Origin of the sequence: Candidatus Pantoea multigeneris (assembly GCF_011752615.1) — a bacterium.
Lineage (GTDB): Bacteria > Pseudomonadota > Gammaproteobacteria > Enterobacterales > Enterobacteriaceae > Pantoea > Pantoea multigeneris.
In genome coordinates, this window is sequence record NZ_VWXF01000002.1 from 40,051 (window position 1) to 54,805 (window position 14,755).

12 protein-coding genes are annotated in these 14,755 nt (G+C 56.7%); 5 read left to right on the forward strand and 7 right to left on the reverse strand.

Features of this window, described 5'->3' with window-relative positions:
- Positions 1-83: 83 nt before the first annotated feature.
- Positions 84-1,577 carry a dGTPase gene (dgt, locus tag F3J40_RS05860; protein ID WP_167012961.1) on the reverse strand — a complete coding sequence of 498 codons (1,494 nt, stop codon included), beginning with the start codon at positions 1,575-1,577 and terminating at the stop codon, positions 84-86.
- Between the two features lie 98 nt (positions 1,578-1,675).
- On the opposite strand from dgt, the gene mtnN reads away from it, so the two are divergent.
- From mtnN to F3J40_RS05875, 3 genes are all read left to right on the forward strand, one after another.
- Positions 1,676-2,374: a 5'-methylthioadenosine/S-adenosylhomocysteine nucleosidase gene (gene mtnN / locus F3J40_RS05865; protein ID WP_167012962.1), complete on the forward strand. Its 699-nt coding sequence runs from the start codon at positions 1,676-1,678 to the stop codon at positions 2,372-2,374.
- Positions 2,367-3,164 carry a vitamin B12 ABC transporter substrate-binding protein BtuF gene (btuF, locus tag F3J40_RS05870; protein WP_167012963.1) on the forward strand — a complete coding sequence of 266 codons (798 nt, stop codon included), beginning with the start codon at positions 2,367-2,369 and terminating at the stop codon, positions 3,162-3,164. The genes mtnN and btuF overlap by 8 nt, the downstream gene beginning before the upstream one ends.
- 112 nt (positions 3,165-3,276) lie before the next feature.
- Positions 3,277-3,528 carry a hypothetical protein gene (locus tag F3J40_RS05875; protein ID WP_167012964.1) on the forward strand — a complete coding sequence of 84 codons (252 nt, stop codon included), beginning with the start codon at positions 3,277-3,279 and terminating at the stop codon, positions 3,526-3,528.
- Between the two features lie 26 nt (positions 3,529-3,554).
- On the opposite strand, the gene erpA is transcribed toward F3J40_RS05875, so the two are convergent.
- Positions 3,555-3,902, reverse strand: coding sequence for an iron-sulfur cluster insertion protein ErpA (erpA, locus tag F3J40_RS05880; RefSeq protein WP_017348509.1), 348 nt, complete (start codon positions 3,900-3,902; stop codon positions 3,555-3,557).
- Positions 3,903-4,088: 186 nt separating this feature from the next.
- Here erpA and hemL point away from each other — a divergent pair, with 186 nt between their 5' ends.
- Positions 4,089-5,369 (forward strand): glutamate-1-semialdehyde 2,1-aminomutase, encoded by a 1,281-nt coding sequence (hemL, locus tag F3J40_RS05885; RefSeq protein WP_167012965.1) that lies wholly within the window; start codon positions 4,089-4,091, stop codon positions 5,367-5,369.
- 109 nt (positions 5,370-5,478) lie between these two features.
- Positions 5,479-5,799 (forward strand): hypothetical protein, encoded by a 321-nt coding sequence (locus F3J40_RS05890; RefSeq protein WP_167012966.1) that lies wholly within the window; start codon positions 5,479-5,481, stop codon positions 5,797-5,799.
- Between the two features lie 35 nt (positions 5,800-5,834).
- Here F3J40_RS05890 and fhuB read toward each other — a convergent pair whose 3' ends face one another.
- From fhuB to hrpB, 5 genes are all read right to left on the reverse strand, one after another.
- Entirely contained in the window at positions 5,835-7,811 is a 1,977-nt protein-coding gene (fhuB, locus tag F3J40_RS05895; protein WP_240155328.1) for a Fe(3+)-hydroxamate ABC transporter permease FhuB, read from the reverse strand.
- Complete coding sequence (gene fhuD, locus F3J40_RS05900; protein WP_167012967.1) at positions 7,808-8,686, reverse strand: Fe(3+)-hydroxamate ABC transporter substrate-binding protein FhuD; 879 nt, start codon at positions 8,684-8,686, stop codon at positions 7,808-7,810. The genes fhuB and fhuD overlap by 4 nt, the downstream gene beginning before the upstream one ends.
- A gap of 9 nt (positions 8,687-8,695) precedes the next feature.
- Entirely contained in the window at positions 8,696-9,487 is a 792-nt protein-coding gene (fhuC, locus tag F3J40_RS05905; protein ID WP_167012968.1) for a Fe3+-hydroxamate ABC transporter ATP-binding protein FhuC, read from the reverse strand.
- Positions 9,488-9,660: 173 nt separating this feature from the next.
- Positions 9,661-12,195, reverse strand: coding sequence for a bifunctional glycosyl transferase/transpeptidase (gene mrcB, locus F3J40_RS05910; RefSeq protein ID WP_167012969.1), 2,535 nt, complete (start codon positions 12,193-12,195; stop codon positions 9,661-9,663).
- Positions 12,196-12,295: 100 nt separating this feature from the next.
- Positions 12,296-14,734, reverse strand: a complete 2,439-nt coding sequence (hrpB, locus tag F3J40_RS05915; protein WP_167012970.1) for an ATP-dependent helicase HrpB — start codon at positions 14,732-14,734, stop codon at positions 12,296-12,298.
- Between the last annotated feature and the right edge of the window lie 21 nt (positions 14,735-14,755).

The following is a 14,755-nucleotide window of genomic DNA, read 5'->3' on the forward strand; positions in this document are numbered from 1 at the left end:
TGAGATTTACGTTTTACCGTGAAGTTCCTGAGAAAGTTTTGGTCAAAGGTAAAAATTTATGCCGCATCTTTACAAAACTCGGACTATTCCACTGCCATTAAACGCCGGTACTCATCCCATGCATACAAATCGGTCATCCCGCTAATGTAATCCTGAATCAACCTGAAGCGATAATAGCGCTCCCACAGCAGATACTGATAAACCGGAAGGGCGGCCAGTGTTTCCATTTTAGCCTGATAAGCCCGCCGATGCTTACCCGAGAGCTTATGAAACAGACGCGTCTCTATGGGATGCTTAGCGAGATAATCCTCTGCCATTAACCGCTGAAACTGTTGGCTGCTGAGTTTCATCAGCGGCTGGTAAATCTCCAACAGCCCCCGAATCACGCGATAGCCCTGTAGCTCCAACTGCTCCACTTCCGAATGGTTAAATACGTGCCGACGCGCCACCGTTTTAAATAATTGCAGTAAACGCCCTTCTTCGCCTTCATCTTCTAATAACGCATGATTAAAGTCGCCGTTGAAAATAGCAGGTAGATTGTCGATAAAACGCTTAACGGCATAAGTCACTAATAACGATTGCACGTTGACGCGCAGCGACATAAAAAACTGATCGTTTGTGCTACGGCGTTTTTTTGTTTTAGCTTCCTGCCATGCTTGCCCAATCGTCCGGCTGAAAACATCGCCGGGTTTTATCTCCCCCCAGTTTTCCGTGAGGTAACGATAAAGCGTCTCGACATCAAAAATCTCTTTCTCAATCGCGTCATCCAGATCGGCAATGCAATATGAAATGTCGTCAGCGGCTTCCATAATATAGGTCAGAGGAAAACGATGATGCTCCTCCAGCTGGGTTGCCGCGCGTAATTCAGCAATATATTCACGTTCTGACAAATAAAAGCCGGGCTTCTTCATCAATACGCTAAACGCTTCTGGCTTCTCCCCCTGCCACCAGGCCGGCGCGGTATATTTCAACACACAGGCAACCTGCGAATAGCTGAGATTCAGCTGAAGGAGCGAATGCACGATGCGAATCGCCTGCGCGTTGCCTTCGAAGTTACACAAATCTTGACGAATCATTGCATTTAGCCGATCAAAATCGGCCTGCTGCTGCGCGTTCTTGACCTCTGCCTGCTGCGGCGTGAGGAGTTGTTGCGGCAGATGCTCCTCGAACCAGTCATTAATGGCCGCCTCACCAAAATGCCCAAAAGGCGGATTGCCGACGTCGTGCATTAAACAGGCCATCTCAACCAGGCTCTCAAACGCCCCGGCCATCTCTTCCAGACCGTACTGGGCTAAACCTTCGCCGCTGCGCAAAGCCTGCAATATTTCCCGCGCGATGTAGCGCCCGGTTTGCTGTACTTCCAGTGAATGCGTCAGGCGCGAGCGCACCGCCGCGTTGCGCTCCAGTGGAAAGACCTGAGTTTTCTGTTGCAGGCGGCGAATGGCCGCTGAGTTGATGATCCGCCCTCGATCGCTTTCGAAATGGCGGCTAATGGCATATTCCCCCGCAGGGACATCTTCACCATTATTATAAGGACGGGTAAAACAGATTCTCTCCCTGAAATTAATCGTTCCCATTGTTCCCTCCGGTATTTTGCTGAATTCATCCCGCTGGAGCCATGCTAGACTATGCCTCACTTTTTATCTTCACATCCACCACATTAGCGAGACTCTCTATGAAAGTAGGCATCATTGGCGCGATGGAGCAGGAAGTTACTCTGCTGCGTGACAAAATCGACAACCGTGAAACCCATAAGCTGGCTGGCGCTGAAATCTACACCGGTACACTGAACGGCGTTGAGGTTGCACTGCTGAAATCAGGTATTGGCAAGACCTCTGCGGCGCTAGGCACCACCCTGCTGCTGCAACTGTGCAAGCCAGATGTGATTATCAATACCGGTTCGGCGGGTGGTCTGGCGAGCAGTCTGAAAGTCGGCGATATCGTCGTTTCTGATGAAGTGCGTTATCACGATGCCGATGTCACCGCTTTCGGGTATGAACCCGGCCAGATGGCTGGTTGCCCGGCAGCGTTTGTGGCTGACAATACGTTGATTGAAGCGGCTGAAGAGGTGATTCAACAGCTGAACCTGAATGCCGTACGGGGTCTGGTAGTCAGTGGTGATGCGTTTATCAACGGTGCTGAGCCGCTGGCCCGTATCCGTAAGACCTTCCCACAGGCCGTTGCCGTGGAAATGGAAGCCACTGCGATTGGTCACGTGTGCCATCAGTTTGGTGTGCCATTTGTGGTGGTACGCGCCATCTCTGACGTTGCCGATCAGGAATCGCACCTCAGCTTTGATGAGTTCCTCAGCGTGGCAGCCGCTCAGTCTTCACTGATGGTGGAAAACCTGCTGACTCACCTCACGCGTGGCTAAATCCCTTTGGCTTTGCTGGCTGCTGCTCCTGAGCGGCAGCCTGTTTGCCGCACCAAGGGTGATTACCCTTGCCCCTCACCTCACCGAACTCGCTTTCAGTGCAGGTATCACGCCGGTTGCGGTCAGCGCCTGGTCAGACTATCCGCCAGCGGCGAAAAATATCGAGCAGGTGGCGAACTGGCAAGGTATTAACCTTGAACGTATTCTGCAACTCAAACCCGATGTGGTGCTGGCATGGCGCGGCGGGAATCCCACCCGACAGCTAGATCTGCTACAGCGTACGGGCATTGATGTTGAATGGATCGATCCTGACAGTATTAGCGATATGATCGCCGCATTGACGAAGCTCGCCAGGTGGAGTCCCCATCCTGAACAAGCAAACGAGCAGGCACAACAGCTACGCCAGCAGGAAATTCAGCTGCGCCAGCGCTACAGTCATCTCCCCGCAGTACCGGTGTTTTTGCAGTTTGGAATGCAGCCCCTGTTTACCGCCGCCAAAGACACGCTGCAAAACAACATCATTCAGCTGTGTGCCGGTAAAAACGTGTTTGCCGACAGCCGCGTAAGCTGGCCGCAAGTGAGCCGCGAGCAGGTACTGATGCGTCATCCGCAGGCGATTATCATTGGCGGCAGCGAACAACAGGCCAAAAACGTGGCGCAATTCTGGCAGCCGCAGCTTACGGTTCCCGTGATTGCAATCAATGACGACTGGCTCAGCCGCCCAGGTCCGCGTATGCTGATGGCTGCGGCTCAGCTCTGTGCCGCACTGCATCCTGAAGCCACAAAATAATGATTAAAGTTTGATCAGAACTTGTCGATAAAGACTGTGAAGCGATTACGCACGTACGTAGTCGCTCAGCTTTCGCCCGAATGGGCCATTTTGACTACACCAGGTACCTATCATGATCAGAACATTAGTCCTGATCACCGGGCTGCTGACGGCCTTCACGCTGCCAGCCGCAACCACCACCGGCACAATTGCGGTGCAACTGGTGATCTATTCCCGTTGTAATGTGCAAGCCGTTAGCTCGCTTGAGAGACCGGTGATTGATTGCGGGCAGCACTTCAGTGCGCAGCCCCGCGTGACCAGCGAAGCCTATCCGGGCGATGCAAATAGCCGGATAACAGAAAGATTAGTCACGGTAGAGTGGTAAACAGGCCGCCCAGGCGGCCTGAATCATCAGATACTGAACGAGGAACCACAGCCACAGGTGGTTTTGGCGTTGGGGTTGGTGACAACAAAGCGTGAACCTTCCAGCCCTTCGGTATAATCCACTGAACCACCAACCAGATATTGCAGGCTCATTGGGTCCACCACCAGAGAAACGCCCTGCTTCTCGATGGTCATGTCGCCGTCGTTCATTTGATCGTCGAAAGTAAAGCCATACTGGAACCCGCTGCAACCGCCGCCGGTAATGTAAACGCGCAGTTTCAGTGCCGGGTTCTCTTCATCAGCAATCAGGTTTTTGACCTTTTTGGCTGCGGCATCGGTAAATTGCAACGGCAGTGCTGCTACATCATCACTCATGTTTTACTCCGGTAAACGCCCAGGTCAGAAAACGACCTTAATGCCCTTATTATCTGTCAGCCCTGTGTTGCAATCAAGTTTCACCTTTCGCACTCTGTGCCAGTGGGCTGATTGCAGAGAGGTTTGGCTCGCCCTGCCACTTCCCGTAGAATAGCGCGAAATTTCTCAGGACAGCAGGAGTCCAGGATGAGTAAGTCAGAAAATTTATTTACCGCAGCCCAACGTCTGATCCCCGGCGGCGTAAACTCGCCAGTGCGTGCTTTCAACGGCGTAGGCGGCGTTCCCCTGTTTATTGAACGTGCCAACGGTGCCTATCTGTATGATGCCGACGGCAAAGCCTATATCGATTATGTTGGCTCCTGGGGCCCAATGGTGCTGGGTCACAACAACGCGGAAATTCGCAACGCGGTGATTGAGGCCGCTGAGCGTGGCCTGAGTTTCGGTGCCCCTACCGAAATGGAAGTCAAAATGGCCGAGCTGGTCTGCGAGTTAGTGCCAAGTATGGATATGGTGCGCATGGTGAACTCCGGTACTGAAGCCACCATGAGCGCCATTCGTCTGGCGCGTGGCTTCACCGGCCGTGACAAGATCATCAAGTTCGAAGGTTGCTATCACGGCCACGCGGACTGCCTGCTGGTAAAAGCCGGTTCAGGCGCGCTGACGCTGGGTCAGCCCAACTCACCTGGCGTTCCGGCGGACTTCGCGCGTCATACCCTGACCTGCACCTACAACGATCTGGACAGCGTGCGCGCGGCGTTTACTCAGTATCCAGGCGAAGTCGCCTGTATCATCGTTGAACCCGTTGCGGGCAATATGAACTGCATCCCGCCACAGCCGGGCTTCCTCCAGGGTCTGCGTGCGCTGTGTGACGAGTTTGGTGCCCTGCTGATTATCGACGAAGTGATGACCGGTTTCCGTGTCGCCCTAGGCGGCGCACAGGCACACTATGGCGTCACGCCGGACCTGACCTGCCTCGGCAAAATCATTGGTGGCGGTATGCCAGTGGGGGCTTTCGGTGGTCGCCGTGAAGTGATGGAAGCGCTGGCACCTACCGGCCCGGTTTACCAGGCTGGTACGCTCTCCGGTAACCCCATCGCGATGGCCGCAGGCTTTGCCTGTCTGTCACAGATTGCCCAGCCGGGCACGCATCAGACGCTGACCGAGCTGACTAACCAGTTGGCCGCAGGCTTGCTGGCGGCAGCAAAAGAAGAGAACATCCCGTTGGTGATCAACCATGTCGGCGGGATGTTTGGCATCTTCTTTACCGCCGCCGCGGAAGTGACCTGCTACCAGGACGTGACCCAGTGTGACGTAGAGCGCTTCAAGAAGTTCTTCCATCTGATGCTGCAAGAAGGCGTTTATCTTGCGCCTTCTGCCTTCGAAGCAGGCTTTATGTCTCTGGCCCACAGCGCAGAAGACATTCAACGCACCGTGGATGCAGCACGTCGCTGCTTCGCGCAGCTGTAAGCGCCCAGCCTGCCTTCACGGTTGTTCTGCGTGAAGGCGGGCACGACAAGGAACCGCCCGTCAGCGCGAGCCGTACCGTTCTCTTTTTTCTGGATAAAAGGATTTTATCGTGACATCTGTTAGCTGCTACAAGTGTCGTAAAGAAGTTGAAGAACCTCGCCAGCCCTGCAAAAACTGTGGCTCGTCCCCGGAGAAACCGGCTGAACGTAAAGTCAGTATTAAGCTGGGTTTTGGCATCGCCTTTATGCCGGTTATTTTTTACTGGTTTCTGTTACGTAAAGGCTATTCGAAACGCGCCAGAATTATTGGGTTTATTTTTCTGGTGATATTCGTCTGGTCGATGTGTAATAAAATCGATCGTGCGCTGGAGATCATCAATGCTCCCAGCCCCTATCACGTGCAAAGTGCTGACCAGCTCTACCGCAATTAAAGCCCGCAGCGCGGGCTTTGTTATTCACGGGTAACTCAGCGCGCCCGGCGCATCAGCCAGATAAAGTAAGGCGCGCCAATAAAGGTCGCCATCAACCCAGCCGGGATCTGCTGCGGGAATGCCAACATGCGGCCACACCAGTCAGCAGCCATCATCAATGCCGCGCCTAATAGTGCTGAAACCAGCAATTGCGGCAGCGCGCGGCGGAAGCCAAGCATACGCACAATGTGAGGAGCCATCAGGCCGATAAAGCTCAACGGTCCAATCGTCAGCGTTGAGGCAGCGGTCAATGCCGCAGCCAGCAGCAGCAACATAGCACGCGAGGTGCCCAACGCCATCCCCGTTGAACGCGCAGTCGCCCCGCCTAACGGCAGGATCGTCAACCAGCGGCTGGCCAGCGGAGCCAGCGCAACCAGCACCACTGCGCACAGTGAGCTGACACCCGCCTGGTGCAAAGTAATGTTATAGGTCGAACCTGATATCCAGCTCAACAGCCCCGCCATACGCGGATCGCCACTTGCCAGCAGCAACATCAGCACCGTGACAAACGCGCTATTCAGGGCCATGCCCGCCAGCAGCATCCGTTCTGGTGAGAAGCCGCCACGGCTGGCAACCAGCATAATCACCAGTAGAGTCAGCGCTGCGCCAAGAATACCCGCAGGCAGCAGCCACAGCGTGGCATTGCCGGGAACAAAGAACATCATCACGACAACACCAAACGCCGAACCCGAGCTGATCCCCAGCACTTCAGGGCTGGCCATCGGGTTACCGGTCAGGCGCTGAATCAAGCATCCCGCCACTCCCAGCATCATGCCCACGGCCAGCGCCGCCAGCACACGCGGCAAGCGCCACGGCAGCAGTTGTTGCCACATTTCACCGCTGGCCCAGTGCCAGTTCCCGGCCCCTCGCCCAAAGCTGAGTGCCAGCCAGAAGAGCAGCGCCAGCAGCAGCAGGCCCATCAGGCACCACAGCATCACCGACTGACGCTCAGCAGGCACTTTATCGCCCTGATTCAGCGCCGGTGGTACGGAACCGGTGCGCAGGCGAGGCAACAGCCATAACAACACCGGTGCGCCCAGTAAGGCAGTTAACGTCCCGGTGGAGACTTCACGCCAGTGACCCGCCAGCCACAGCACGCACTGGTCTGCCAGCCACAGCATTAATGCCCCAATCAGCGGGGCCAGCAGCATACGGCTCAGCAACCGTCTTCCGCCCAGCAGCCGCGCCATAAGCGGCGCAAACAGGCCAATAAAACCAATAATCCCGGCGACGTTCACCAACTGCGCACTCAACACAATCGCGAGAGCCAGTCCGCCAATACGCGCCAGATTGAGTGCCAGGCCCAGATTTTGCGCCACGCCATCATCCAGGCCCATCAGGGTTAATGGCCGCAGCAGCGCCAGCGCCAGTAATAGGGCGAGCAGCAAACGCGGCCACAGTTGGCTGACATTACTCCAGTCCACCTGGTTCAACGAACCACTGCTCCAGAGGAACATGTTTTGCAGTTGGTCGTGATTAAAAATGGCGAAAATCTGGTTCACTGCCCCGCTGTACAGGCTGAGAACCAGCCCCGCGAGGATCAAGGTGACGGGAGACAGGCGCTTGCCCCAGGCGACGCCAAACACCAGTAAGCCCACCAACACCGCCCCCGCCAGGGCCGCAAACTGATGCAATCCCCACGGCAACTGCCACAGCGTGGCTACCGTCAAGCCCAGTTGCGCCCCGGATGAGACCCCCAGCGTGGTCGGTTCCGCCAGTGGGTTGCGTAATAGCTGCTGGAACAGCAACCCGGCTAGCCCGAGGCCCGCGCCAACCAGCAAGGACAGCACCAGCCGCGATAACAGGCTGTAGTGAAACACCATCTGCTGGATATTGTTGATATTCGGCATCCACAGCGCTTCACCCCATTGCGCATAAGGCAGGGCTTCATGCAGATTGAGCAGGGTTAAACCGAGTGCAGCGGCCAGTAATCCCAGCGGCAGCAACCCTGAAACGGGTGTCCGGCTCATCATTTCCCCTCCAGCGCACGCAGTAACACGCGGACAAATTGCAGCGCCGAGAGCGTTGCGCCGTAGTACCACACCGCAGGCACCGAGATAAAACGCTGCTGCTGAATAAACGGCAGTGATTGCCACAGCGGGCTGCTCTGCACTTGTTGCAGCATCTCCGCATTATCATGATCAAAGCAGATCGCCTGTGCATGTTCGATGGTTGCCAGACGTTCAATACCAATCACCGCACTTCCCCAAAAATTGGTCTCACCTTGCCAGGCGTTTTGTAAGCCCAGCAGTTGCATGACATCAAGAAACAGGCTGCTTTTGCCAAAGACAATCGCGTGGCGACTGTCCATCAGCGACATCAGCAGCAGTGGACGCTGGGCAAAAGGTGCCAGCCGCTGGCGTGCCGCGGCCACTTCGGCATCAAATGCCTGCAAGTGCTGTTCCGCCTGCGCTTCGCGACCGAGCAGACTTGCCAGCCGACGGAGCGATTGACGGGCGGTAGCCAATGGATGGCCCGAACCATCATTGAGATCAAAACCTTCTACCGGGGCGATACGCTGCAACTGCGCGGGATTGGGTCCATAGCCGTTCGAGTGCAGGATCAGCGAAGGCTGCATCTGGCTCATCAATTCCAGATTGGGTTCGGTGCGGAGCCCCACATCAATCACGCCTGCGGGTAAAGCCGGTTTTCCCACCCAAACGTTGTAGTTGTGCAGATCGGCCACGCCATAAGGGCGTATCCCCAGCGCCAGCAGTAGTTCCACTGGCAGCCACTCAAGGGCGATAATGCGCTGAAGATCAGGAGAGGCTGCACGAGACGCGAATGTCGTGAGTAGCGGCGAGAGCGCAAAAGCCGTCAGTAAACGGCGACGGAGATAATCAGGCATCGGCTGACCTCAGTAGACAAAACTGACAGGCGATCCGCCCTGTGGATGTGGCAATATTCCCATCGGAATACCATAAATCTCCTGCAATACCGCGGGCTGCATAATCGCCTCTTCACTGCCTGCGGCAATCATTTTTCCGCCGCGCAGCGCCACCAGGTGGTCGCAATAGCGTGCCGCCATATTGATATCATGCAGAACCGCAATCACGGTTAGCCCGCGCTCACGGCTCAAGCGTTGAATCAGTGCCAATACCTCAACCTGATGCGCAATATCCAGCGCCGAGGTCGGCTCATCCAGCAGCAGGCAGCGGCTGTTTTGCGCCACCAGCATGGCCAGCCAGGCGCGTTGTCGTTCACCCCCGGAAAGGCTATCCACCAGTCGGGCCGCAAACGGTTTAAGCCCCACCAGGGTTATCGCCTCTTCGACCCGGTCACGATCTTCCTGACCGTAGCGGCCCAGCGCGCCGTGCCACGGATAACGGCCAATCGCCACCAGTTCACGTACCGTCATACCTTCTGCGGCGGGCAGTTGCTGCGGCAGATACGCCACCTGACGCGCAAACGCTTTACTGGCCCACTGTTCCACCGGCAGATCATTTAACAGCACTTCACCCGCCGTGGCCGCATGATGGCGGCCCAGCATTTTCAGCAGGGTCGATTTTCCTGAGCCGTTATGGCCGATCAAGGCCGTGACTTTGCCTGGCGGGAACGTCAGTGAGAGGGGGGATAGCAGCATTCGGCCCGGCACTTCAAAGCTGACGTTATTCAGGGTGAATGTGGATTCGCTGGCGTGCTGCTGCATGATGATTCCTGCTGGCTGTTCGGAGTAGAAGGCGACATGATAACGAGAATGATTCGTATAGTCGGCGCGATAATATGCGAAAGCAAGGATAGCCTGCAACAAAAAGGGCGCCAGAGCGCCCAGTGGGAATCATGAAGCTGAAGCGGGTGCGAAGCCAGTGCCTCGCACCACTATCAGTTATTACCGAACATATCTTTGATCCAGCCAGCAACACCGTTGCTGTCTTTCTGTTCGTTTTGCTGCTGTTGCTGCAACTGCTGCTGTTGTTGCAACTGCTGTTCCTGCTGCTGTTGTTGCTGCTGAATCATCTGTTGCTGCTGTTGGCACAACGCGTTCTGATCCACCGCCCACACTGGCAGGCTGCGCCATGTCGGCGCATCGCTGCCGCCGCACAGGAAATTACCGTTACCGTCGATATTCATGGTGGAGATATCTTCCGGCGGCGTCAGCACCAGCGGTGTCGGTGCCTGGTTATCCAGATAGCGACGATAAATCTGCATTGCACCGTTTGCACCCCACAGCTTGGTGGTCTGGTTGTTATCACGTCCAACCCACGTCACCGTGACCTCTTTGCCATCGATACCGGTAAACCAGCTGTCGATCTGGTCGTTGGTGGTACCGGTTTTACCAGCCAGATGCGCATTTGGATAGCGCGCGCCCAGGGCATGAGCCGTACCACGCTGTGCAACCTGCTGCATCGCATACAAGGTCAGATAAGCGGCCTGAGCAGGCTCAACACGCTGTGCCTGTGGGAAGCTTTGATACAGCACCGTACCGTCTTCAGCAATCACTGAACGCACCGCAGAGAGTGGTGCGCGGTTACCGCCACTGGCAATGGACTGGAACGCCTGCGCGACTTCAATTGGCGTCAGGTTAAGCGCACCTAACAGCATTGCCGGAACCGGATGCAGCTGATCTTTCGGCACACCCAGTTTGGTCCAGGTATCCACAATCGAATCCAGCCCCAGCGTCATACCCAGGTTAACCGTTGGTACGTTCATGGAGTTGGTCAAGGCGTCAACCAGCAGGACTTTCCCGCTAAAGCGATGATCGTCATTCTGTGGACGCCAGACGGTGCCGTTAGACTGCTTCAGCGCTATCGGCTCATCCGCCAGCCAGGTATTGAGGCGATAGCTGTTCGGCTGTGCCAGCGCCGTCAGGTAGGTTGCCGGTTTTGCCAGTGAGCCGATGGAACGGCGCGCCTGAATAGCACGGTTATAACCCGCAAACTGCGGATCAGACCCGCCGACCATCGCACGGATTTCACCGGTAAAGCGGTCAACCACCACCATCGCCGTTTCAAGATCTTTCAGGTTCTTCTGCTTTTTCAGCGCCGGAATCCCGTCGATCACCGCTTTTTCTGCCGCATCCTGCGAGATCGCATCCAGCGTGGTGAAGATCTTCACGCCCGAGAGATCCTGGACTTTATCGCCCAGCTTCGCCTGCAACTCACTGCGTACCACCTGCATGAAAGCAGGCTGCGGTGAAATCACCCCGCCCTTCGGCTGAACGCCAAGCGGACGCGCTGAGAGCATGTCATACAGCGGTTGGTCGATAATTTTCTGCTCTTGCAACAGACGCAGCACCAGGTTACGCCGCTGCAACGCCAGCTGCGGATTACGCCACGGGTTATACAGCGAAGCCCCTTTCACCATCCCGACCAGCAGTGCCTGCTGATCAAGGCTCAGCTCATCCACCGGGCGACCAAAGTAATACAGGCTCGCCAGCGGGAAGCCGCGAATCTGATCGTTACCCGCCTGGCCGAGATACACTTCGTTGAGATACAGCTCCAGAATGCGATCTTTGCTGTAGCGCGCATCCATGATCACCGCCATATAGGCTTCACGCGCTTTACGCCATAGCGAACGCTCGTTGGTGAGGAACAGGTTTTTCACCAGCTGCTGTGTCAGGGTACTTCCGCCCTGCACCGCTTTACCGGCGGTGATATTCGCCAGGAAAGCACGGCCAATGGAATAAGGGCTGATCCCGTCATGCTCATAGAAGTGGCGGTCTTCGGTCGCCACCAGGGTATCGACCAGCAGATCCGGGAAGCCAGCACGCGGCACAAACAGACGCTGCTCGCCATTTGGCGATTGCAGCATCGTGATAAGACGCGGGTCGAGGCGGAAGAAACCAAAATCGCGGCCGGTATCGAGGTTTTTAATCTCCTCCAGCCCGTCATTGGTGAAGGTCATCCGTGCATTGATCTGGCCTTCTTTACCATCCGGGAAATCAAACGGACGACGCAGCAGATCGATGCTGTTCCCTTTGACGGTAAACTCACCAGGACGGGTAATACGCGTTACTTCGCGATATTGCGTCCCTTCCAGCAGAGCAACCATCTCTTTGCGGTTCATCGGCATGCCTGGTTCGAGGCTCACCACACGGCCATAGACGGCCGCAGGCAACTGCCACACTTTACCGTCGATGCGACTGCGGATCTCAGAATCGAGATAGATGCCCCAAACGGCCATCACAACCACAAACACCAGGAAAAGCTTGATAAACCAGCCTAACCAGCGGCGTTTTTTTCCGCCCGCTGGGCGCTTCGCTTTACTTTTACGTGGCACTGATGCCCTCTCCTCGTTATCTTCGCCGCTGGCGAAATCATCTTCATCATCCCTGCGGCGACCCCGCCCGGCAGAAGTGCGGGGCGGTTTGGGCTGTTTTCCTTTGCGCCCAATGGGTTCGCGATCGTTCCCAGACATTTATTTTTTCTCCAGGCATAGCTTCGGCTGCGCCGCTACTCTAACTGCTTTCGGACATTTCGCCTCGCAGAACCCTCTGAATTTCAGATCCTGCACGTGCTTAAGGTGAAAACTTTTTGGTGCGCCGGGTCGGCAGTGCATTGGCCGGATCGTCTGGCCATGCATGTTTGGGATAGCGCCCTTTCATCTCTTTCTGCACTTCGCGCCAGGAACCGCGCCAGAAGGCAGCCAGATCCCGGGTGATCTGCAAGGGACGATGGGCCGGAGATAGCAGCTCCAGCACCAGCGGTACACGCCCTTCCGCAATCACCGGATTAGAGGCTTCACCAAACATCTCCTGAATCCTGACCGCCAGCGCAGGTGGCTTATCACTGGCATAACAAATTGGCAGCCGGCTTCCGGTCGGCACAGTGTAATGAGTTGGCAGTACACTATCCAGACGCTGACGTTGTGACCATGTGAGTAAATGTAAGAGTGCACTGACAAGATTGACGCTTTGCAGCCCTTTCACATCGCGCACCTGACTCATCTGCGGCAGCAGCCAGTGAGACAGAGAGTGTAGCAGTGATTCATCGTCTACTGCGGGCCACGCCTCTTCCGGTAGCCACTCGGCAGCGCATTGCATCCGCAGGCGCAGTTGCTGAGATTCATCGCTCCAGCCCAACACTTGCAGCCCTTTTTCTGCCACCCAGCGCAGCATTGCCGCATGTAAAATTTCCGGTTCGGGCCGCGCCATCGGCTGGCTGCGCAGCACCAGTGCGCCAATCTGATCGCGCTTCAACGTGCGCAATGTGCCTTTCTCTTCATCCCACTCGACCTCAATGCGGCTCTCTACCAGCTGCGGTAACGTCAGCAGCAGCGCGTCGAGATCCACCGGCAGCGCCAGTAAAATACGCGCATCCGGCGTGTTTGCACTTTGTAGCAGCTGCGGCGCAATCAGCCACGGCTGGCGGGTTAATCCTTCCTGCTGATCCAGCATCGCACCTTGCCCATTGGCGAGTTGGTAGCGCCCACTGTCATCACGGCGGCGTGCCAGGCGATCGGCAAATCCAGCGGCTAACAGGCGCGGTAACAGGGATTCATCATACTGACCGCGTGGCGCACCCAGCCGTTTTTGCCAGTGCGCGGCACGTCTCTGCCAGTGGGGTTGTGGCCGATGCAACGCATCACGCAGATCCGGTGAACCGCTGCGGGGCGGCTCCTCCAGAATGGCCACCAGCAAGGCGGCACTGGCGATGGCATCTGCATCACGGCCAGCGGCACACAGGATTGCCGCATGGCGGGGATCGCCACCCAGTTGCGCCATACGGCTCCCCAAAGGCGTTAAGCGGCCCTGATTATCCAGTGCGCCCAGTTGGGTCAGGGTTTGTTGTGCGGCAGAGAGCGCACGCTGTGGAGGGGCATCCATCCAGGTTAGCTGAGCCGGATCGCTGCATCCCCAACTCAGGAGATCGAGCCACAGTGGGCTGAGATCGCTGTGTAAAATCTCGGGTTCGCTCTGCGCTGCCGCCCGCTCGGCCTGCTCCATAGGTATCAGATGGAGACAGATCCCCGCCTCCAGTCGGCCTGCACGGCCTGCGCGCTGCACCATAGAAGCCTGGCTAATCCGCTGCGTTTGCAGGCGCGTCACCCCGGTGCGCACATCAAACTGCGCGGCCCGTTCCAGCGCACTGTCAACCACCAGACGAATACCTTCAATGGTCAGACTGGTCTCTGCAATATTGGTTGCCAATACCACTTTGCGTCGACCTGTGGCCGCAGGCTGAATAGCACGCTGCTGAGCAGCCAGCGGCAAAGCGCCATACAGTGGCGTGAGGTCAACATCCTGCGCGATCCGGCTCTCCAGCTCCCGCTTTACGCGTTCAATTTCCGCCACGCCGGGTAAAAACAGCAGCAGTGAACCCGTTTCATCGCGCAGCAGCTGTGCCACTTCGCGCGCAACCGCTTCTTCAAAGCGAGTTTGAGAATGAAGTGAAGCATAACGGCGCTCTACCGGGAAACTGCGTCCAGCAGAAATCACCCATGGCGCATCAGGCAACAGGGCGGAAAGTCGGGCGTTATCGAGCGTGGCGGACATCAGCAGAATTTTGAGATCGTCGCGCAGCCCCTGCTGCACATCCAGCAGCAGTGCCAGTGCCAAATCCGCCTGTAAACTGCGTTCATGGAACTCATCGAGGATCACCAGGCTCACCCCTTGCAGCTCAGGATCTTGCTGCAACATGAGGGTCAGAATACCTTCAGTAACCACTTCCAGCCGGGTATCAGGCCCACAGCAGCTTTCGCCCCGCATGCGGAAGCCCACCGTACCGCCAGGCTGCTCCCCCAACTGTTGCGCCAGGCGCTGAGCAACATTACGCGCGGCTAACCGGCGCGGCTCCAGCATAATGATCCGCCCTGGCAGGTTCGCCTGCTGCAACAACTGGAGCGGTAGCCAGGTGGATTTCCCCGCCCCGGTGGGCGCGGCTAATAGCACCTGCCGCGACTGTTCCAGCGCCGTCAGTAATTCAGGTAGCACTGCGCTCACTGGTAAATCATTCACCGCCAACTCCACTTATCACCT